The organism is Aurantiacibacter sp. D1-12 (genome assembly GCF_028858515.1).
GTDB lineage: Bacteria > Pseudomonadota > Alphaproteobacteria > Sphingomonadales > Sphingomonadaceae > Alteraurantiacibacter.
In genome coordinates this window covers 1-20,665 of record NZ_JAPJZJ010000003.1, presented here as the reverse complement: position 1 = coordinate 20,665, position 20,665 = coordinate 1, and the positions used below count along the sequence as shown (strand labels likewise).

The 20,665-nt window shown below is 59.0% G+C and carries 19 protein-coding genes and 1 pseudogene; 13 read left to right on the top strand and 7 right to left on the bottom strand.

The features are described 5' to 3' along the window. Positions 1 to 4: 4 nt before the first annotated feature. The gene (locus OOZ52_RS07050) at positions 5 to 772 is read left to right on the top strand and encodes an enoyl-CoA hydratase (RefSeq protein ID WP_274697807.1); all 768 of its coding nucleotides are present in this window, start codon (positions 5 to 7) and stop codon (positions 770 to 772) included. A gap of 4 nt (positions 773 to 776) precedes the next feature. Here OOZ52_RS07050 and OOZ52_RS07045 read toward each other — a convergent pair whose 3' ends face one another. The 3 genes from OOZ52_RS07045 to OOZ52_RS07035 all read right to left on the bottom strand — a co-directional run bounded on the left by OOZ52_RS07045 (position 777) and on the right by OOZ52_RS07035 (position 2,802). Beyond that, complete coding sequence (locus OOZ52_RS07045) at positions 777 to 1,235, bottom strand: MaoC family dehydratase (protein WP_274697806.1); 459 nt, start codon at positions 1,233 to 1,235, stop codon at positions 777 to 779. A gap of 7 nt (positions 1,236 to 1,242) precedes the next feature. Continuing rightward, positions 1,243 to 2,214: a thioredoxin-disulfide reductase gene (trxB, locus tag OOZ52_RS07040; RefSeq protein ID WP_274697805.1), complete on the bottom strand. Its 972-nt coding sequence runs from the start codon at positions 2,212 to 2,214 to the stop codon at positions 1,243 to 1,245. A 117-nt stretch (positions 2,215 to 2,331) separates the two neighbouring features. After that, on the bottom strand, positions 2,332 to 2,802 hold the full coding sequence (locus tag OOZ52_RS07035) for an Lrp/AsnC family transcriptional regulator (RefSeq protein ID WP_274697804.1): 471 nt from the start codon (positions 2,800 to 2,802) through the stop codon (positions 2,332 to 2,334). Positions 2,803 to 2,952: 150 nt separating this feature from the next. Here OOZ52_RS07035 and OOZ52_RS07030 point away from each other — a divergent pair, with 150 nt between their 5' ends. From OOZ52_RS07030 to OOZ52_RS06995, 8 genes are read left to right on the top strand one after another with little or no spacing between them, the layout of a single operon-like run. Next, positions 2,953 to 3,795, top strand: a complete 843-nt coding sequence (locus OOZ52_RS07030; protein WP_274697803.1) for a phenylalanine 4-monooxygenase — start codon at positions 2,953 to 2,955, stop codon at positions 3,793 to 3,795. Between the two features lie 13 nt (positions 3,796 to 3,808). Further along, on the top strand, positions 3,809 to 4,729 hold the full coding sequence (locus OOZ52_RS07025; RefSeq protein WP_274697802.1) for a tryptophan 2,3-dioxygenase: 921 nt from the start codon (positions 3,809 to 3,811) through the stop codon (positions 4,727 to 4,729). Next, positions 4,726 to 5,358, top strand: a complete 633-nt coding sequence (kynB, locus tag OOZ52_RS07020; protein WP_274697801.1) for an arylformamidase — start codon at positions 4,726 to 4,728, stop codon at positions 5,356 to 5,358. The genes OOZ52_RS07025 and kynB overlap by 4 nt, the downstream gene beginning before the upstream one ends. Continuing rightward, positions 5,355 to 6,590, top strand: coding sequence for a kynureninase (gene kynU / locus OOZ52_RS07015; RefSeq protein ID WP_274697800.1), 1,236 nt, complete (start codon positions 5,355 to 5,357; stop codon positions 6,588 to 6,590). The genes kynB and kynU overlap by 4 nt, the downstream gene beginning before the upstream one ends. A 10-nt stretch (positions 6,591 to 6,600) precedes the next feature. After that, positions 6,601 to 7,593, top strand: a complete 993-nt coding sequence (locus tag OOZ52_RS07010) for a carbon-nitrogen hydrolase family protein (RefSeq protein WP_274697799.1) — start codon at positions 6,601 to 6,603, stop codon at positions 7,591 to 7,593. After that, entirely contained in the window at positions 7,593 to 8,705 is a 1,113-nt protein-coding gene (locus OOZ52_RS07005; RefSeq protein ID WP_274697798.1) for a cupin domain-containing protein, read from the top strand. Before OOZ52_RS07010 ends, OOZ52_RS07005 begins: the two co-directional genes overlap by 1 nt. Before the next feature lie 14 nt (positions 8,706 to 8,719). Further along, positions 8,720 to 9,628 carry a fumarylacetoacetate hydrolase family protein gene (locus OOZ52_RS07000; protein WP_274697797.1) on the top strand — a complete coding sequence of 303 codons (909 nt, stop codon included), beginning with the start codon at positions 8,720 to 8,722 and terminating at the stop codon, positions 9,626 to 9,628. A gap of 4 nt (positions 9,629 to 9,632) precedes the next feature. Beyond that, positions 9,633 to 10,385, top strand: a complete 753-nt coding sequence (locus OOZ52_RS06995) for a maleate cis-trans isomerase family protein (protein ID WP_274697796.1) — start codon at positions 9,633 to 9,635, stop codon at positions 10,383 to 10,385. Positions 10,386 to 10,403: 18 nt separating this feature from the next. On the opposite strand, the gene OOZ52_RS06990 is transcribed toward OOZ52_RS06995, so the two are convergent. Together OOZ52_RS06990 and OOZ52_RS06985 are read right to left on the bottom strand one after the other, a co-directional pair. Beyond that, the gene (locus tag OOZ52_RS06990; RefSeq protein ID WP_274697795.1) at positions 10,404 to 10,997 is read right to left on the bottom strand and encodes an FMN-dependent NADH-azoreductase; all 594 of its coding nucleotides are present in this window, start codon (positions 10,995 to 10,997) and stop codon (positions 10,404 to 10,406) included. A gap of 67 nt (positions 10,998 to 11,064) precedes the next feature. Continuing rightward, positions 11,065 to 11,766, bottom strand: coding sequence for a pirin family protein (locus OOZ52_RS06985; protein WP_274697794.1), 702 nt, complete (start codon positions 11,764 to 11,766; stop codon positions 11,065 to 11,067). Between the two features lie 107 nt (positions 11,767 to 11,873). Here OOZ52_RS06985 and OOZ52_RS06980 point away from each other — a divergent pair, with 107 nt between their 5' ends. Beyond that, positions 11,874 to 12,848: a LysR family transcriptional regulator gene (locus tag OOZ52_RS06980; RefSeq protein ID WP_274697793.1), complete on the top strand. Its 975-nt coding sequence runs from the start codon at positions 11,874 to 11,876 to the stop codon at positions 12,846 to 12,848. After that, positions 12,811 to 13,254, top strand: coding sequence for a hypothetical protein (locus OOZ52_RS06975; RefSeq protein WP_274697792.1), 444 nt, complete (start codon positions 12,811 to 12,813; stop codon positions 13,252 to 13,254). The genes OOZ52_RS06980 and OOZ52_RS06975 overlap by 38 nt, the downstream gene beginning before the upstream one ends. Positions 13,255 to 13,699: 445 nt before the next feature. On the opposite strand, the gene OOZ52_RS06970 is transcribed toward OOZ52_RS06975, so the two are convergent. Beyond that, the gene (locus tag OOZ52_RS06970; RefSeq protein ID WP_274697791.1) at positions 13,700 to 15,136 is read right to left on the bottom strand and encodes an amidohydrolase family protein; all 1,437 of its coding nucleotides are present in this window, start codon (positions 15,134 to 15,136) and stop codon (positions 13,700 to 13,702) included. 75 nt (positions 15,137 to 15,211) lie between these two features. Beyond that, positions 15,212 to 16,003 (bottom strand): helix-turn-helix domain-containing protein, encoded by a 792-nt coding sequence (locus tag OOZ52_RS06965; protein WP_274698332.1) that lies wholly within the window; start codon positions 16,001 to 16,003, stop codon positions 15,212 to 15,214. Between the two features lie 433 nt (positions 16,004 to 16,436). Here OOZ52_RS06965 and OOZ52_RS06960 point away from each other — a divergent pair, with 433 nt between their 5' ends. Together OOZ52_RS06960 and OOZ52_RS06955 are read left to right on the top strand one after the other, a co-directional pair. Next, the gene (locus tag OOZ52_RS06960) at positions 16,437 to 17,045 is read left to right on the top strand and encodes an Ig-like domain-containing protein (protein ID WP_274697790.1); all 609 of its coding nucleotides are present in this window, start codon (positions 16,437 to 16,439) and stop codon (positions 17,043 to 17,045) included. Between the two features lie 538 nt (positions 17,046 to 17,583). Further along, positions 17,584 to 20,665, top strand: a pseudogene (locus tag OOZ52_RS06955) (hypothetical protein); the annotation flags it as partial.

Genomic DNA, 20,665 nt, shown 5'->3' with positions numbered 1-20,665 from the left:
TTGAATGACCGAACATGTCACCATTGCGCAAGACGGCGGTGTTCTCACGCTCACCATGAACCGGCCGGACAAAAAGAATGCGCTGACCAATGCCATGTACGGCGCAATGGCCGATGCTATTGAGAGCGCGCAGGATGACAAGGCGGTGCGCGTAATCGTGATCCGCGGCGCGGGCGAGATGTTCTGCGCGGGCAACGATATCGGCGATTTCATGGTCGCGGCGACCAAAGGCAATGTGCATGAGGCCAATGTCTTCCGTTTCATCCGCCTGCTCGGCACGGGTGCAAAACCGCTGATCGCTGGCGTGCAAGGCCGCGCGGTTGGCATCGGCACCACCATGCTGCTGCATTGCGACTATGTCGTGCTGGCAGACGACGCCAAGCTGACGGCGCCGTTCGCGACGCTCGGCCTTGTGCCCGAAGCGGCATCAAGCAGACTGTTGACCGCTCTCATCGGGCACCAGCGTGCCTTTGCGATGATGGCGATGGGAGATCCCATGAGCGCGCATGAGGCTGCTGCGGTGGGCCTCGGCAGCGAGGTTTGCCAGCCTGACGAGCTCGACGAAGCGGTCAATGCAGCCGCCAAACATATCGCGGGCCTGCCTCCGGGCGCAGTGCAAGCGACAAAGGCGCTGATGCGCGACCGTGAAATGATCGCCGCGACGATGGAGACCGAGATCAAGGTATTTGGCGAGAGACTGCAAAGCGCAGAGGCGCGCGAGGCATTTACAGCCTTCATGGAAAAGCGCGCGCCGGACTTCTCGCAGTTCTGAGGCGTCAGCCCTGTGGGTCTACGTCGCGCGACCACACCATCAGGTTAGGCCGGAAGTCCTGCTTGACCTCACCCGCCTGATCCACGGTCTGGCAGTGCACGACCACACGCGCACGACCGGGTTTGGAGCGTGAAGGTACAATTTCTTCAATCCGCGTAAGCACGCGCAAAGCATCGCCCGGATAGACCGGACTGGCCCAAGTCAGCGGCCCGCCCGAGCCGATCACGCCATGCTCGAACGGGAGAGATTCGGTAAGAAGTCGCATGGAAACGGCGCCGGTATGCCAACCGCTCGCCACCAAAGTGCCGAAGAAGCTGTCCTTCGCGGCTACGGGATCGGTGTGAAACGGCTGCGGATCGAATTCGCTTGCAAACGCAATGATGGCGTCTGCCTCCATCACGTGTTCGGCGCTTTCGAATGTGTCGCCGACCGAAAGGTCTTCGAGTGCGAGTTTGCGGGTCATGCGCAGACTATTCCGCCGGCACGGCTTCCTTGGCTGCATGCTCCAGCGTTGCAAGGAAACGTTCGGCATCAAGCGCGGCCATGCAGCCCGTTCCCGCAGCGGTCACTGCCTGGCGATAGGTATGGTCCATCACGTCGCCGCAGGCAAAGACACCGGGAATCTCGGTCTTTGGTGTGCCCGGTTCGACAATCAGATAGCCACCATCGTCCATCGACAGCTTGCCCTTGAACAGCTCGGTTGCAGGCGCGTGACCGATGGCGACGAACGCCCCGTCCACCTCCAGGGTTGAAAGTTCGCCCGTCACCGTATCGCGCAGCTCAAGGTGCCCGAGCTTGCCTTCGCCATTGTCGACGAAACGCTCGACGGTCTTGTTCCACATCGGCGTGATCTTCTCGTTTGCGAACAGCCGATCCTGCAGGATCTTCTCGCTACGCAGCTCGTCACGACGGTGGATCAGGGTGACGTCGTCCGAATGATTGGTGAGGTAGAGCGCCTCTTCAACAGCAGTGTTGCCGCCGCCGATCACCGCGACCTTCTTGCCGCGATAGAAAAAGCCGTCACATGTCGCGCAGGCAGACACGCCCTTGCCGCCAAGCTCCTGTTCGCCCGGAACGCCGAGCCACTTGGCCTGGGCGCCCGTCGCGATCACCAGCACATCGCCCACGTATTCGTCACCGCTGTCGCCAATGGCCTTGAACGGAGAGCCGCCTTCGAGATCAACTTCGACAATCGTGTCCCACATCATGCGCGTGCCGACATGTTCGGCCTGCTTTTGCATCTGCTCCATCAGCCACGGGCCCTGAATCACACCCGCAAAGCCCGGATAGTTCTCGACATCGGTGGTGATGGTCAGCTGGCCGCCGGGCTGCAGGCCCTGCACAACGATGGGCTCCATACCCGCGCGCGCGCCATAAATGGCGGCGGAGTAGCCGGCTGGGCCGGAGCCGATAATGAGCATGCGGGTTTTATGGGTTGCCATGATGTGTCTCGAATCAGTCTTGAATGTGAGGGATTGAGGTAAGGTGCCGTGTCATTCGCTTCAAGCGAGCGCACGGTTTCTCCCCAAGGGTGCCCACAACTCAGTTCAAGGCCGGGACTATACCTGCGTCGCTGTCTTTTCCGCCCAGTCGGCAAGCGAGGCCTGGCTCTTGATAGTCTTCAGGCAGATCGAAGTCGAACTGCTCTTCACACCCGGGAGCTTGGTGATGTCGTGCCGCAGCAGATCGTCTAGATGATCGACCGAACGGGCGAAGACACGCAAAAGGTAATCGCTGTCCCCTGCGGTCGTGTGGCATTCGGCAATCGCGGGATGCTGGTCAACCGCCGCCTCAAACTCTGCATGCCCGTCAAACCCGATGGTGACAGAGATATAGCACTGCACATCGAGACCCAGCGCCTTGGGATCAAGCTGCGCCCCGAAACCGCGTATGGTCCCGTCACTCTGCATCTCTTTGACGCGCGACCAGCATGGCGATTTGGACAGGCCAACCCGCTCCCCCAGCTCGGCAAAGGAAATGCGCGCATCGCGTTCCAGCTCGCGAGCTATCTTCCAGTCTATACGGTCCATACGAACACCCGCTTTTTGACTATCGTTCTGTATTATTCACTTTATACGTATATTTGTGCTGTGAAAAGGATTCAGGACGAGACATTTCGAAACAATGTTCCTGAGCTGCGATGCTAATGTCCCGCACACAGGAAGAAGAGGAAATCACTCGTGGATGCATTGCACGTCTATGACGCGCCGCCTGAAGGCGTGGCGGAAGACTGGACCATGGCGCAGGATTGGGAGCGGTTCACTGCGCTCGATCACGTCCGCTGGAGCAAGATGGTGACGGAGCAGACCGAAGCCTTGCAGGGTCTTGCTTCGGATGAATTTCTGAAAGGCGTAAGCGACATAGGGCTCGACACCGGCGGCGTGCCCGAGTTTGATGCGTTCAACGTCAACTTTCGCAAGCTGACAGGATGGGAAGTGGTCGCCGTGCCCGGCGTCATTCCGAACCTGCCGTTCTTCAAGCTGCTGGCTGACCGGCGCTTTCCTGCCGCCAATTTCCTGCGCCAGGGCGGATCGCAGGAATACAATGACGAACCGGACATGTTCCACGATGTCTATGGTCACCTGCCGATGTTCATCGACCCGGATTTCCGCGAGTTCATGTCTGCCTATGGCCGCGCAGGCCTGCGGGCAGAGAAGCTTGGCATGACCGACTGGCTCGGGCGGCTGTACCTGCACACCGTCGAATTCGGGCTGATCGAGCAGAACGGCGCCCTGCGCGCCTACGGTGCCGGCCTGCTATCCAGCTATGCCGAGACGATCCATGCGCTCACCAGCGACAAGGCGCGGCGACTGCACTTCAACCTGCCCCGGCTGATGCGCACCGAGTGGCCGTTCGACACCTTCCAGCCGACCTATTTCGTGATCGAGAGCTTCGAGGCTTTGCTTGAGGAGATGGAAACGACAAGCTTGCGCGAAGTGTATGAAGAGGTGCACGACTTGCCGCTGATCCCGATTGGCGAGACAGACCTCGCCGACCGTGTCTATGGTGCACAGAGCGCCTGAGCAGGAGATCGCAGTGACCATCAAGCGGACTATCGAGGACGGGGTCGAGACCTTCGAGGCCAAGATCGACGGCGAGACGATCCAGTGGGACAAGGGCCTTTCCTATTCGCGCCACATCCAGACCGAAGCCCTGCTTTCGAGCCAGGTGCCGGTGTCGGACAAACCTGATGAAATGCTCTTCATCATCATGCACCAGACGATGGAGCTGTGGATCAAGCTGGTACTGCATGAAGCGCATGTCACCATCGGCGCGATCCGCGAAGACCGGCTGGACAAGGCAGGCAAGACGCTCGACCGGATCGCCACAGTGCTGCGCCACATGATCAATTCGTGGGAAGTTCTCGCAACGCTCAGCCCGCACGATTTCCTCACATTCCGCGGCTACCTGCGCAAGGCATCGGGTTTCCAATCACACCAGTACCGCGAGATGGAGTTCCGTCTTGGTCTGAAGCGCGCCGAAATGGTGCTGATCCACCAGGATGACGAGGAGAAGCGTACAGCTCTCGAAGCGGCGCTTGCCGCGCCATCACTGTATGACGAATTGCTGCGACTGCTCGATCGTAAGGGCTTTGCCATTCCCGCCGAATTGCTCGATCGCGATTTCACCCAGCCGTATACGCCGAGCGATGCGGTGGAGGATGCATGGCTGGAAATCTACACGAACCCGGAACAGCACTATGACCTCTACCTGCTGGCGGAGAAGGTCACCGCGCTTGAGTACTATTTCCAGGAATGGCGCTTCAAGCACATGAAGACCGTGAGCCGCGTGATCGGGCATAAGCCGGGTACGGGCGGATCTTCGGGCGTCAGCTATCTGGTCAAAGCGCTCGAACTGCGTTTCTTCCCCGAGCTGTGGGCGATGCGCACCCGCATGAGCGCGCCCAAGGAAGGCGGCAATTACGCCGAGGGCTGCCCGATGGGGCACGGTTCATGAGCCGCCTGTGGGACATTTCGCAGCGACTTGGGGCCAAGACCCCGCTCTGGCCGGGAGAGCCCGACCTGCGGCTGGACCGCAATGCCAGCATTTCGGACGAATGCCCGGTGAATGTCGGTGCGATCTTCTTTCCGCTGCACGCCGGCACGCATGCCGACGCCCCGCTGCATTACAGCAATGACGGTGTGGCGAGTGCGGACTCACCGCTCGATGCCTATCTCGGACGTTGCGTGGTGGTCGATGCGCGGGCGAGCGGGGCACGGGTGGAACTGGTGGACTGCGACTGGGACGCCATCGAGGGTGCAGAACGTGTGCTTTTCCGCACCTACGAGAGCTTCCCGCATGATGCTTGGGACGAGAACTTCACTGCCATCGCACCCGAAGTTATCGCGCGCTTACGCGATGCCGGAGCAAAACTGATCGGCACCGACACCCCCTCGCTCGATCCGCAGACTTCGAAGACGATGGACGCGCATCACGAGATCCTACGCGGCGATATGCGTATTCTTGAGGGGCTGGTACTCGACGATGTACCAGCGGGCGAATACGAGCTGATCGCATTGCCGCTCGCTATCGAGGGAGCAGACGCCAGCCCGGTGCGTGCTGTGTTGCGGGAGATCGCTGCATGAGTGACCTGATGACCCGTGCGTGCGAACTCGACGCCGCTGATCCGCTCGCGCACTTCCGCGATGAGTTTCACCTGCGTGATGGCCTGATTTACCTCGACGGTAATTCACTCGGTGCCATGCCCAAGGCGACAGCTGCGCGGATGGACAAGACGTTGCACACCGAATGGCGCGAAGGGCTAATCACCAGCTGGCTCGGCGCTGACTGGGTCAATTCGCCGCGCCGCATCGGCGACAAGATTGCCCGGCTGCTCGGTGCCGAAGCCGGTGAGGTGGTGGTTGCGGACTCAACCTCGATCAACATATTCAAGGCGCTGACAGCGGCTCTGTCCTTGCAGGAAGGCCGCTCGATCCTGCTGACCGAGCAGACCAACTTCCCGACCGATCACTATATGATGCAGGGCATCGAAGGCTTCTCCGGTGGGCGCGTGCAGACCAAATCGGTCCCGCCCGAAGAAGTGCTCGATCACCTGTCGGATGACGTGGCAGTGCTTCTGCTGACACAGGTCCACTACAAGAGCGGCCTCGCGCGCGACATGGCAGCGGTGACCGCCAAGGCGCATGCGCATGGCGTGCTCATCGTCTGGGACCTCAGCCACAGTGCGGGCGCCATTCCGGTTGATCTCAACAGCGCGAATGCCGATTTCGCGGTGGGTTGCGGGTACAAGTTCCTGAACGGTGGCCCGGGTGCGCCGGCCTTCCTGTTCGCCGCCAAGCGCCACCATCACGCCATGCCTGTCCTTTCCGGCTGGTTCGCCCATGCGCGGCCCTTCGCGTTCGAAGAAGACTTTGACGCGGCAGACGGGATCGAGCGGTTCCTGTGCGGCACTCCCGGCGTGCTCGGCATGGCGGCGCTGGAGGAAGGCGTCGACCTGATGCTCCGCGCCGATATGGCAGCGGTTCGCGCGAAGTCGGTGGCACTGGCCAACCTCTTCATCGAAGCGATGGGCCAGCATTGCGGCGACTACGGTTTCACCCTCGTCAGCCCGACCGAGGCTGACAAGCGCGGCAGCCACGTCGCCTATTCGCACGCTGAAGGTTACGCGATCATGCAAGCGTTGAAGGCGCGTGACGTGATCGGCGATTTCCGCACGCCCGACGTAATGCGCTTTGGCCTGACCCCGCTCTATCTGCGCCACACCGATGTGGTCGAAGCGGTGGAGCGCCTCGCCACCATCTGCGAGAATGGCGAATGGGACACGCCAGAATTCAAGACCGTCGCCTCGGTCACATAGAGGGAATGCAATGAGCAGTCTGCCAACATCCCGCGTCGCCGCCGTTCAGGCCGCACCTGTCTTCCTCGACCTTTCGGCAAGCGTCGACAAGGCCTGTTCACTGATCGCCGAGGCCGCGGGCAACGGCGCGAAGTTGGTCGCCTTCCCCGAGGTATTCCTCCCCGGCTATCCCTATTGGAACTGGCTCTTGAACCCCGTGCAGGGCAGCGCGTGGTTCGAAAAGCTGTGGCATGCCTCACCCGAGCTGAAGGGCCGCGAAGTTGCGCAACTCTGCAAGGCCGCGCGCGAGCATGATTGCACCGTCGTGATCGGCATGAACGAGCGCGATCCGCGCCGCGTCGGTACGCTGTTCAACACCAATGTGATCATCGGCAATGACGGCACCCTGCTGGGTCGCCATCGCAAGCTGGTGCCGACCTGGGCCGAGAAGCTCACCTGGGCTGGCGGGGATGGTTCCTCGCTGCGATGCTACGATACGCCGGTAGGGCGGCTGGGCACGCTCGCCTGCGGAGAGAACACCAACACGCTGGCACGCTTTGCCCTGCTTTCCGAAGGCGAAAATGTACATGTGGCGAACTACATCGCCCTGCCCGTTGCGCCTGCCGACTATGACATGGCCGCCGCGATCAAGACCCGCGCCACCGCGCATTCGTTCGAGGGCAAGCTGTTCACGATAGTGGCGTGCTCTGCAGTGAGCGAAGAAATCATCGACGCGATGGCCGAGGTCTATCCCGAGGCGCGCGAACTCATGTCCCGCAAGAGCAGCGCATGGTCGGGCGTGATCGATCCGGCGGGCAATGTCGTCGGCGATCCGCTGATCGACGACGAAGGCATTGTCTATGCCGACATAGACCTCAATAAATGCGTCGCGCCCAAACAGATGCACGACATCATCGGTGGCTATAACCGCTTCGATATCTTCAAGCTGGAGGTGGACCGAAGTCCACGCGATCCGGCTTCGATCATCGATACGCCACCACTGGCAGGCAAGGGAGAGGACTGATGGCAACCGATCCGCGCGATGCCCAACTGGGCCGCTCCAATGTTGAAGACACGCCCGAGCTGGAGGCGTTCTACAAGGAGCTGGCGGGCGTCAATTCCGACGCCTTCTGGAACCGCGCCAACGCCATCGAGCCGTGGGAGCCGGAAACCCGCTACCGCCCGACGATCTGGCGCTACGACCAGATGCGCGATCTGTGCATTCGCGCCATCGATCTTGTCAGCCCCGAAAAGGCCGGACGCCGCGTCATCACGCTGATGAACGATAGCGAGGCAGGCCGCGAGAATACCGCCGTGTGCGGCTGGCTGTTCAGCGGATTGCAGGCGATGAAGCCAGGCGAGATTACCCCCGCACACCGCCATACGGCCTCTGCGCACCGCTTCATCATGGAAGGCGGCGGCGCTTATACGGTGGTCGACGGACACCGGATTACCCTCGGCAAGCACGACTATGTGCTCACCCCGAATGGCTGCTGGCACGATCATGGCGTTGCAGCGGACGGGCAGCTTTCTATCTGGCAGGACGGGCTCGACATCCCGCTGATGAACGTGATGGAGAGCAATTTCTACGCGGTCTATGACAAGCCCGCGCAGACGGCCAAGTACCCCGAAAACGATCTGCCGCTAAGCTATGGCGCAGGGTTGAAACCCGAAACGCGCGGCGAGTGGGATCAGGGCTTTTCGCCGGTCATGGTCTATCGCTGGGATGACGTGCAGGACGCGCTGCACAAGATGGCGAAGGTCAATGATGCATGTCCGCATGACGGGCACATGCTGCGCTATTCCAACCCTTTGACCGGCGGCTGGGCGATGAAGACGATGGGCGCGAACATGCAGATGCTGCCCAAGGGCTTCACCGGCAAGGCGCACCGCCACACGGGCAATGTCGTCTACAATGTCGCAGGCGGATCGGGCTATTCGGTGATCGGCGGCGAGCGGTTCGACTGGGGCGAACACGATATTTTCTGCGTGCCATCATGGATGTGGCACGAACATGTTAACACGGGCGATGAGCCTGCTTACCTGTTCTCTTTCAATGACTTTCCGGTGATGGAAGCCTTTGGCACCCGCATCACGGAAACGAAGGAAGAGGCAGGCGGATACCAGCAAATCTAAAGGACACTGACACGATGCGAATGGTCACTTACCGGCTTGGACAGCACGCTGCGCGGCTTGGCGTGGAGCATGACGGGCTGATCGTCGATGTCGAGAACTTCGGCGCGGCAATGGGTATGGAATTGCCCTCCACCATGCTCGAATTTATCGACCTTGGTGCCGTCGCAAGCGACGCGCTCACGGGCGCCCTGGCGGACTCGCTGCCGGAAGATTTCGTCGGCTGCTCCTTCCCGTCCAGCAATGCCAAGCTGCTCGCGCCGATTCCCCGCCCGCGCAAGAATATCTTCGGCATCGGCCTCAACTACACCGAGCATGTCGCCGAGAGTGCGCGCACGCTCGATACGGACAAGGAACTGCCGCAGGAGCCGGTGATCTTTTCCAAGCCGCCCACCGCAGTCATCGCGTGGGACGAGCCGATCAGGCACAATGCCGACAAAACGCAGCAGCTCGATTGGGAATGCGAGCTCGCCGTGATCATCGGATCGCGCGCGCATCATGTCTCGGAAGACGACGCACTCGATCATGTGTTCGGCTACACTGTCATCAACGATGTCAGCGCGCGCGATTGCCGCCGCCAGGGCCAGTGGATCGTTTCCAAGGGGCAGGACACTTTTGCGCCGATGGGGCCGGCCATTGTCACCGCAGACGAAATCCCCGATCCACAAACGCTGGGTATCCGCACCTGGGTCAACGGTGTGCAGAAGCAGGACGGGAATACCGCATACATGCTGTTCAACGTGCGCCAGCTGATCGCCGATATCTCCACCGTCATGACGCTGGAGCCGGGCGACATCATCGCCACCGGCACCCCGGCGGGCGTGGGTGCTGGCCATGATCCGCAGGAATGGATGTGGCCGGGCGACGTGGTCGAGTGCGAAGTCGAAGGCATCGGTCGCCTGCGCAATCCGATTGTGAAGGCCTGACCTGATGGCTCGCAGCTTCCGCGTCGGGCAGATTGTGCCCTCTTCCAACGTCACGATGGAAACCGAAATCCCGGCGATGTTCCGCGCGCGCGAAGCGGTGGCGGAAGAGCGCTTCACCTTCCATTCCAGCCGCATGCGGATGAAGAAGGTGACGAAGGAAGAGCTCGCCGCGATGGACGCGGATTCGGACCGCTGCGCGCTCGAGCTGTCAGACGCGGCGGTGGATGTGATGGGCTATGCCTGCCTCGTCGCGATCATGAGCATGGGGCACGGCTATCACCGCGTCTCGCAGGAGCGACTGCACGGCCGCACGGTGGAGAATGGACACCCTGCCCCGGTGGTCACAAGCGCGGGCGCGCTGGTCGAAGGGCTTGCGGCGCTGGGCGCGAAACGCGTCTCCGTCGTCACTCCTTACATGAAGCCGCTCACCCAGCTCGTGGTCGACTATATCGAGCACGAAGGTGTGACGGTGCAGGATTCACTGGCGCTGGAAATCCCGGACAATCTGGAAGTCGCGGCACAGGATCCAGCCAATCTGCTCGAGCACTACAAGCGCGTGGACACTTCCGGCATCGATGCACTGGTCCTGTCTGCCTGTGTGCAGATGCCTTCGCTTCCTGCGATTCAGCAAGTGGAGGATGCACTGGGTATTCCCGTTACTTCGGCGGCGGTCTGCACGACTTACCGCATGCTCAAGGAGCTCGAGCTGGAAGCGCATGTGCCCGGCGCGGGAGCCCTGCTCTCGGGCAAGTACTGACCCGCACCGGACGAAGACCTACGCGGCGATGCGTTCGGCTGCCTGCTTGGCCGCAGCGATCTTTTCCTCGCCATCGCGGCCCATGATGCCGTCGGCCGCAACCATTTCGACATCGTGAATCCCAATGAAGCCGAGGAAAAACTTCAGCCACGGAGTCATGTGATCATAGTCACTGCCCACCAGCGTTCCGCCTGATGCGACGGCGATATAGGCCTTCTTGCCTTCGAGCATGCCCTTGGGGCCTTCAGACGTGTACTGGAACGTTGTGCCAGCGCGAGCGACGAGATCCGCCCAGGCCTTTACGGTTGCGGGGACCGAGAAGTTGTAGATCGGCACGCCCAGCACAATCGTATCGGCCTGCTGCAGTTCGTCGATCAGGGTATCGGCGATGGCTGCGAGGTCCTGCTGCTCTGAAGTGCGCTCAGCATGCGGAGCGAGGTTTGCCGCGAAGCGAACAGCGTCGATGAAAGGCAGATCGTTCTTTGACAGATCGCGCGTGATTACCCTGGCATCGCTGCCTTCAGTGAGGCTGGCAACCACACGGTTGCTGAGATCACGGCTGACCGATTCATCGCCGCGAATGCTGGCGGTTATGTGGAGGATAGTGGGCATGGGGAGTTTTCCTTCGTGGAAACAATTGGCCCCTCCCGCTGGTTAGAGCGGAAGAGGCCGTTGGGGTTCAGGCTGCGTCGACGAGGACCAGTTCGCTGTCCTCGAGCGCGGTGATGGTGACGCTGTCCTGCTTGGTAATCGCAAGACCATCGCGCGCCTTGGCTTCGATATCCTCCACCTGGATGCGCCCTGTGGCGGGGACCAGGTAGAGGTGACGCGAAGGATCGCTCGGCGTGTAGGTCACGCTTTCGCCTGCCTTGACCGTCGCGCCGAGCACGCGGGCATCGGTGCGGATGGGCAGCGCGTCATCGTCATTCGCAACACCGCTGGCGAGCGGCACGAAAGAGCCTGCGCGGTCGCCCTTGGGGAACTGCTTGGCACCCCAGCTAGGCTCGCCGCCGCGCTTGTCCGGAATGATCCAGATCTGGAACAAGGTCGTGTCCTCGTCTTCCAGATTGTATTCCGAGTGCTGCACACCAGTACCGGCGCTCATAACCTGTACGTCCCCGGCTTCGGTGCGGCCTTCGTTGCCCATGCTGTCGCGATGGGTGATGGCTCCTGTGCGGACGTAAGTGATGATCTCCATGTCGCTGTGCGGATGGGTGGGAAAGCCTGTTCCGGCGGCGATCTTGTCGTCATTCCAAACCCGCAGCGCGCCCCAGTGAACGCGACTCGGATCATGGTAGTTGGCGAACGAGAAGTGGTGCCGCGCATCGAGCCAACCGTGGTCGGCTGCGCCAAGGCTTTCAAAGGGACGGTGTTCAATCATGTGTCATCTCCTGTTGGAGGTTTGTCTTGGATGACGCCGAGATAGGCCTTGTCCTTTCATCCGAAAAGTGAGATAAAATACGTCAAAATGTTCAGATTATCCGAACAATGAAGATCGGCGAACCCACGCTCGACCAGTTGCGCATCTTCCTTGCGGTGGAGGAGGAAGGCAGCTTTGGCGCGGCGGCGAAACGGATGGGCCGCGCGGTGTCCGCCATCAGCTACGGCATTGCGCAGATGGAAGCGCAGCTTGGCGTGACGCTGTTCGCCCGCGAGGGCTCTCGCAAGCCCGTGCTCACCGATGACGGACGCGGTCTACTGGGCGAAGCAAAAGCCATCATCGACCGCTCTGACGCGCTGCTGGCCAAGACGCGCGGGCTACATGCGGGGCTAGAAAGCGATCTGGGCATGGTCGTCGATGTGATGGTGCCGGGCGAGGTCATCGCCGATGTGCTGCGCGAATTCCGCACGATGTTCCCGACCGTTTCTCTGAACCTGCAAGTGGAAGGTCTCGGCGCGGTCGCTGCATGCCTGCTGGACGAACAATCGCATCTTGCCATCGGCGGCCCGGTGATCGCCGATAACCCGGAGTTTGAACGGCAGGCCATCGGCACCGTCGAGCTTGTGCCGGTAGCCGCGCCCGATCACCTGCTTGCCCGCGAGGGCGTGAAGCCGGGTGAGAGCCGCGAACATCTCCAGCTTATCCTCACCGACCGATCCCCGCTGACCAAGGGGCGCGAGTTCTCGGTGCTCAGCCCACTCGGCTGGCGGCTGGGCGATCTTGGCGCGAAGCATGCACTGCTCAAACAGGGAATCGGCTGGGGTAATATGCCGCGCCCGATGGTCGCTGCCGATCTAGCCAGCGGGGCCTTGGTCGAACTCGACCTGCCCGAAAAGCCGGGAGCCAGCTACACTTTCAGCGCACTCTGGCGGCGCGATAGCAAGCTAGGTCCGGCGGCAAGCTGGATGATCGATGGTTTCCGGGATCGGTTGGAGCAATGCCGTCATCACCCTGGCCACGCTCATACAGAGACGGACAGGCTTGATGGGGCTGCTCAATCACCACTCCTGCCAGTTGCTTGATGAGATGTCGGTTTCCATCGAAATTCCGCACCAGCCTGAGTTGTCGGTTCAGCTCGTTCCGAACGTCCCAATATTCGGCAACCGTATGCTTCCTGTTCCAATCAAATTGGGGCAGCACAAACAGCCCATCATAATCGTATCTGTCGACGAGCGCTTGCTCTTCTTCATCAAGCTCGATCTTTGCCCAAAGTTTGAATTTTACTTTGAGAACGCCTTCGCTCGTTTGCTCGCGCTTAAACAACAACTCCATTTGATTTGCTCCTCTTGTCTCATTGCAATGGAGCGATCTTGTTTTGTTGTCGGCACAGCCAACGAAAATTCTCGCACTTCGTCAAGTGTTTATGCCTGGGGCTTTTACATAACCGCCGTGGTTGGATCACAGTGGGGCGCCGCGGCGAGCCGATAGGTCATGAGCCATATGCAAACAGATTTCCTCACGAAACGGTCAGTTTCGTCATGGGTGAGATGGTCTTAAGGGGTCGTTGCATGGGGCTGGGGCAAGAAAATATGGCCCTAGGGTTTGGGGGTGAGAATAAGGCTACGACTGTTCTGAAGTCGCGGACACCTGGTTGCCGTGAGCGTGTCGCTATGGGCAGCTATCTCGTTCTATGGATGGGGATCGGAAATCTGCCATGATGGGGATAGAGGAAGAGCAGCTTTGCGCCCCAACTCCAGACATTCGAGGCGTACTACTGTTTCTCCGAAAGCAGACCGGCAACTGCTTCTAGGCTCCCGAAAAGCGAAAACGTCCACGATTGGGCGGTAGTGGGCTGGCCGGTTCTGCGCCCTACTACAGAACTTAGACGCTCAAACTCGCTGCGCTCCCCGCAGAGACGTGCGCTACCTAACGACTATCGACCACGAATTCGGTTCCAGTCGTATTGATCCCTGCTTTCAGTATTCCTCTGGGATAGGTCTGCAAGCATGGAATCGAGCGTGGACCGATCTACCCACCGGCCATTGATAAAAACACCTGAAATGAGCCGCGCGTTTCGTATATCCTGAGTTGGATCTGCCTCTAACAAAACGAGATCAGCACGCTTGCCAACATCCACGGTCCCGCGGTCGCTATCAACACCCAGCCAGATGGACGGCAGACGGGTAGCAGATGCAAGCGCCTCTTCGTTCGTAAGTCCGGCGTCCACCATAAGCTCAAGCTCATCATGCAATGAAAATCCGGCAACGACGCCCGAAGTCAGCGTATCGGTCCCAGCGAGCATCGGAACACCTGCCGTCCGGCAGACCCTTACCAAACGTCGATGGAAGTCCACCATGTTTTCAAAATAGGCGGTGCGTTCGGGTGTAGAGTTCTCATTATACTGATTGGCGGTGAGCCATTTGCTCTGGAAAAGCGGATGAACATACTGAAAAGCATGTGATTCACGAATTGAATCGAGCGAGCGAGACTGGCTCGAAATCCGCTCCATAACCATCATAGTAGGCGTTAGCCACGTTCCGCTATCCGCCAATAGTTGGCAAAATCTCTCGGCGTCGTCATCGCTGAAATTCTCGGTGTGTTTCGTAAGTTCTTCGGCGTGAGCGACCATGTCCAGTGGTGTTTCAAAGGCACCTTCCAGTCTCCCTTGAAACGCGTTGGGGATATGCCCGACTGTCCTGAGGCCATGCTGGTGCGCCTCATCGATGATGGCCGCATAAGTTTCGGCGTCTAGTCGCGAATAGAGCTTTATGAATTCGTATCCCTCGGCAATGGCATCCCTAACAGCTTGACGCCCATCGGACGGAGTATTTGCGATTCTTCCCGATTGGCCTCCTCCATCGATCAACGCCGCCAGTGCCATGTGCGGACCAATGACATCGCCGTTTTCAACTGCGTCACGCTGCCCAAAATGTGCAGGGTTCGCGCCGAGGTTGAATATGGTGGTAACGCCATTCGCAATATAAGGCGTCATGATATCCTGTGTGTTGAAATGTACTGTCGGCGGTTGGGTCGGATATTCTTGCGGAGTTAGATAGACGCCGCCCGGAACATGGACATGCATATCAACAAGACCGGGGATTAAGAATCTGCCCGACCCGTCGATACGCTGCGCTCCATCTGGCGCCGGGCCTTCGAGCGAAATGATCCTGTCGCCTTCGATGACAACCGTCGCATCGTGCAGGACAACACCATCTTCCGTCATGGGCAGCACGGTTACATGCTCGATTGCATACAGGACGCTGGCTTGCGCACTCGAAGCGTCCTGAGCCGACGCAGGATGAATTGAACTACTAGCCAGAAACAAGATAAATAGGCATTGCACGGCAATCATACGTATAAATGTCGTCACGAAATTTCCTCTCAGCTTGGGCGGTATTATCGTTATGCCAGAGCCACTGAGAATTTAGCTTGAACGTATGCAACATCATTCAAAGGCACTGCGGAATCTTGCCGGAGTAGTGCTGTAATCACGGCGAAAAGCGCGTGTCATGTGACTTTGGTCAGCGAAGCCAGCATCAACCGCCACTTCTGCGAGCCGCTGATTTTTTGTCATTAATGCAACGGCGTTCGCCAATCGATGTTGGCGCAAAGCGGCCCCTGGACTTAAGCCAAAGTGCGCGCGGTACGTTCTTGCAAAGTGTACGGGATGAACACCGACCGCTTGGGCAATATCTCGGATTTGCAGTCCGCTATCGCTAGCAAGATCTGTCAACGCCTCCGACGCGACCTTGAGCCAAGCCGGAACGGTCCGCGAAGTTGTGGGAGGGCTTTCTAACCCAGCCACGATGGCCAACAATAAATCCTCTATTTCTGCGTTGTCCGCATAGTCCATACTCAAAATTCCGGCAATTCGTGCGGCTGCAAATCGAGCACTGGAAGTCTCAACTACTATTGGATCGCAATGGGCGGTCGTCAGGAGATGGGGTTCCAAATCTATAGATAGGAACCGACTTCCAGTGCTTGAAAAACAATCACGATGAATCATGTTGGACGGATTATAGACGAGCGTCATTGGGCGGCTTCTATTCGCCGCTCCTTTTGCTCTGCTGAGATATCCCTCATCGATTGCGAGCACTAGATGTGCGCTCACATGCTTATGTTCGGGAATTTCTTGAGGAGGTAGGGTTGCTCGTCTCAGCGCCGCAGTGAAGCCGGACCCGGTGCGTTCAATGCAGCAGCTTCCAATGAAGCGCTTCGGCAAAAGTGTATCGACCATGCCGATCAATACGAAATGGCATGGGAATTGTCGACAATTCCAACAGATGTCGTCTTAGTCTTTGCTTGCTGGCACGATGGCAAACGCCAAGCAGATCGCTCATCTGCCACCTCAAAAAAGCCAAACACTCCTGCGCTCGATGACACGTCCCGCATTCTCTCTTAAAACCAACAGTTCACGCTCTAGTGGTGCCCGCTTTCAAGGAAGGTCCCGCGAGTACGGTATGACTGACTTTGGGCGGAAAGCGAAAAGGCGTTGGAGCAGCCTTTCTGTCGTCGCATAAATGGCATCTATTTTCAGTTTCTGACCCCAAAGCCGTTATTCCGCATTCCGCCCAATAGCGGCACCCCTAAAATCATTTGCCAATACTATTGACACCAAGACATTGTCGATGAACGATAAATAGGTTCGAATCGAACTTTGGGGGCACTGGATGAAGCAGCGGAGCTATCGCTTAACGACTTTTGCAGGACTGCTACTTTGCGGGGTCGCGACGACAGCGCTCGCTCAGCAGGATGTGCGAACATATCGCTACGATGTTCATGGGCGTTTGATCGAACAGACGTCCGATGGTGCGCCTAACGATGATGAGGTGCATTCGATCTGCTACGATGAAGCAGGCAACAGGACACAGTACCGCACCAGCACCGATGGTAGCTCTGCCAATTGTGATGAAGGGACGCCTGGCGGAACACCGGCACCTACCCCTACTCCGACACCTACGCCCACTCCGACCCCAAGCAACAGTCCGCCGATAACGACGAATGATAGTGCTTCGGGAGAGTGTTACGGACTGGTCTTTGTCAATCTGACGGCGAACGATAGCGATCCGGAAAGTAACTATCCGCTGAACCTGACTGCGATTTCTCAGAATAGCGGCTCGGCAAGTGCAACGATTGCATCTGCAAGTTCAGTGACCGTCGAGTTTGGCCCACAGTGGGACAATTCGAGCTTCACATATACCGTCGCGGATTCGCTTGGTGCGACTTCCACAGGAACGTTGTCGGTCAGTACCACCAGTTGCGGAGGGCCGCCGCTATGATGCGCTCAACTTCCGTTCCCAAATCTCTCACGCTAGGTTTGGCAGGAGCGATCACACTTGTTCTTGCGGGCACGCTCGCTTCGCCATCAACAAGCGCCCAACCAGCGGCCAGTCAGGGTCCCGATGAAGCCGTTTGCATGGTGAGGGCTACGCCTGATGGCCGCCCGATGCCGATTATACTGCCTGCCGTCAGTGAAAGCGCGATGCAGGCGCAAGGGTTTGTTGTCGCGCCGTGCCAAGAGGTATTCCCCGGAGTCGCCAGCCGCCGTGCCTATCGAAACCAGGTTTGTCGTATGGCCTCACTATGGCGCGAGGAACTGCAACGTCGTTTTGAGGAGGCGCGCGGCGTCCGTCCCGCTGTGCTTTGCGGCATGGCAGAGCAGGTTATCGGTCAATGGGACCGCAGGGGGCGTAGTCAATGATTGGGCTAGGCACACTACAAAAAGCAATCGGCGTTGGTCATAAGAGCCTAACCGTCGGCATAATCGCAGCGGTTGGGCTGCTGTCCGCCCCATCGCTCGCGCAAGAGATCGAGCCATTGGAGGTTGCGCAGGATGCCAATGGCATTGATCTGCTGAGCAACAATGTCAGCACACCGCAGCGCCCGACGCTTTCCATCCCGGCTGCACCGGAGCTGGCGTTCAGCGACATTCTCGACTTCATGCCTGTCATTGAGGTGACCACTGGGGACAATCCGCAAGAAACCGATGAAGTTTATCGCGTGTCTGCTGGCGGAATTGCGTCGGACGGATTTGAATCGCGGCTTTGCACATTTAACGAATGCACTTCGGTAAAAGGGAACGGATCGAGGCTCTTCCTTAACGGAGACGAAGGTCAGTTCGGCGGCGGGCTTGGCGGATACCGCTACATGCAGGGCGGCACGGGTCGCCAGATGACCTTTGACATCGAAACCGAATATTCCAGCGGTGCGCCTGTCAGCCCGGTTCGCAAATTCCTCGCAGAGCGCATTTACAATCCGGGTGGAAGGGATCTCGGCATCGAGTACGAGAGCCTGAACGTCATGGGCATTCTGCGTCACCGCCCGGTCAGAGTGGTCAGCACGTCGGGCTATGCGCTGGAGTTTGAGTACGCATCCGACACTTCATCTTATGAATGGACGATCCTTGCCCGCGCTCAGATCGTGCATGTCGATGCTCCGCTGAATGTTCTGGCATCGTTTGACTACTATGCGGGTGGTGTGACTGACATTGACAATCGCCTTTTCGATTGCGGTTGCACCATCAGGCTCGACCCAACACTGCCCGAGCATCAAGGAAGCCGGATGCGTTTGCCGGGAGAAACGGCGGACGCATTCTCCACCACTCGGGGAAGCGGCTCTAACGTCCGCACGGTTACAACCAATGGTGTAACCTACTCCTACACATCTCTGCCGGACAACACGTGGTCGGGCATTGACGATGCAATCACTCGCTTGACTATTACGGGTCCTGAGAACTTCTATCGCCGTGTCAACGTGACCAACACTTTGGATGTTGGCGCCGACCCTAACAGTAATTCTCCGTCGATCCGCCGCCGGATCGACTCTGTTGTCGATGCGCTCGGAAACACCACTACCTACGAGTATGACACCGCATTCAATCGGCTGGAGAGGATAGTTTATCCTGAAGGCAACGCGATATCGGTAGTTCAAGATCTTTATGGAAATATTGGCGAACGCCGTGTGGAAGCAAAGCCGGGCAGTTCGGAACCCGACATTGTAACCTATGCTTCTTATACCAATGGTCTCTGCGGCATTGGTTATGCATGTTTCCGCCCCGCAACGACGACCGATGCGCTCGGCAACCAGGTCGAATACACGTGGGAGAACAGCCACGGCGGCCTGCTGACCCAGCTCGATCCGGCTGATGAACAGGGTAGACGCCGGAAGACAATCAACACGTGGTCGGGCACTGCGCCGATCAATGGTGAGACCTGTGGCACATTCAATGGGCAGCTCGGGACTCAACCATTCCCGTGTGCGCCGCGCATTACCCGCACAGAGGTTTGCGAGGCCAATGCGGCAGGAAATGAAGTCACCTGCGGCACGGCAAATTCCTTCGTTCAGGAATTCACCTACTACGAAGCGACCAGCCTGCCGCTGACGGTTACGGTCACCGATGGCCTTGGCAACAATCCGCTCACCACCACCTACACTTACGATGATGCTGGCCGCGTCCTGTCGGAAGACGGGCCACTGCCGGGCAGCGACGATGCGGTCTACTATCAGTACGACATTCTGGGCCGCCGCATTTGGGAGGTAGGTCCGAAGAACGAGGCAGGCAGACGTGCGGCCACACGGACAACCTACCGAACCAATGACGATCAGGTGGAAATGGTTGAAAGCGGGCATGTGAACGGCGCAGCCAACATCGGTACATTCACCCTCGTTCGCCGGGTGGAGACTGATTACAACGCAGACAGGCTGCCGACACATGTACGCACATACGAAGGCAATCTGACCACGCCCGAGAATGTCGCGCAGACCAGTTACGACAGTCTCAACCGTGCCGAATGCTCGGCCATCCGCATGAACCCGGCCGCCTTCGGTTCGCTGCCGGCGAGCGCCTGCACGCTCGGCGCTGCGGGCGCGCATGGGGAGGATCGCATCACGCAGACCGTCTATGACAACGAGGGACGCACGACGCAGGTCATCCAGGGCCTCGGCACCACGCTGGAACGCACCTATGCGACCTACGAATACTCCGACAACGGCCAGATGCTCTCGATGACCGATGCGCGCGGGTTTAGGGCCGAGATGACATATGACGGGTTTGACCGGCAGACGCATTGGTACTTCCCCAATCCGGGCGCGACCGGCGTCGCCAATATGGCCGATTATGAGCAGTACACCTACGATGCGAACGGCAACCGTACGCAGCTGCGCCGCCGCGATGGTGTGCTCATCAACTTTGATTATGACGATCTCGGGCGGATGACGCGTAAGTTCTTTCCGGTGGATCGCCCGGGCCTCGATCCAATGTTCCAGCGCGATGTCTACTACCAATACGATATCCGCGGCCTGCAAACGCGTGCGCGGTTTGACAGTATCAATGGCGAAGGCCTCACCACCGCTTACGATACCTTCGGCCGCGTTATCTCCAACACCATGACGATGGACGGACAGACGCGTACGCTCGGCTATGGATACAACGCCGCAGGCAGCCGCACCTCGATCACCTTCCCCGATGCGGTGAGCTTTGACTACCAGTATACCAGTGGCGGGTTTTTCAACGCGCTGCGCATTCCGGGCAGCGTGGTCTTTGCCAACTATAACTACAACCAGCGCGGCGAAGTGGACGAGATCCAGCGCGCCAACTCCGCTCCTGATCAGCAGTTCACTTATGACGACTTCGGGCGACTGGCGAGCACGGGCTGGGGTACCACGGGCACCTACGATGCAACGTGGAGCTTCACCCGCAACCCTGCCTCACAAATCCTGACCGAGAGCAGTACCAACGGGGTGTTTGCATGGAATGCGCATCCCTCCGGCACCACAACCGCGAACTACACCGTCAACGGTCTCAACCAGTATACCCAGATCAACGGCAACGGGTTCTGCCACGATGCCAACGGCAACCTGACTGCCGATGCTACTTACGCCTATCTCTACGATAACGAGA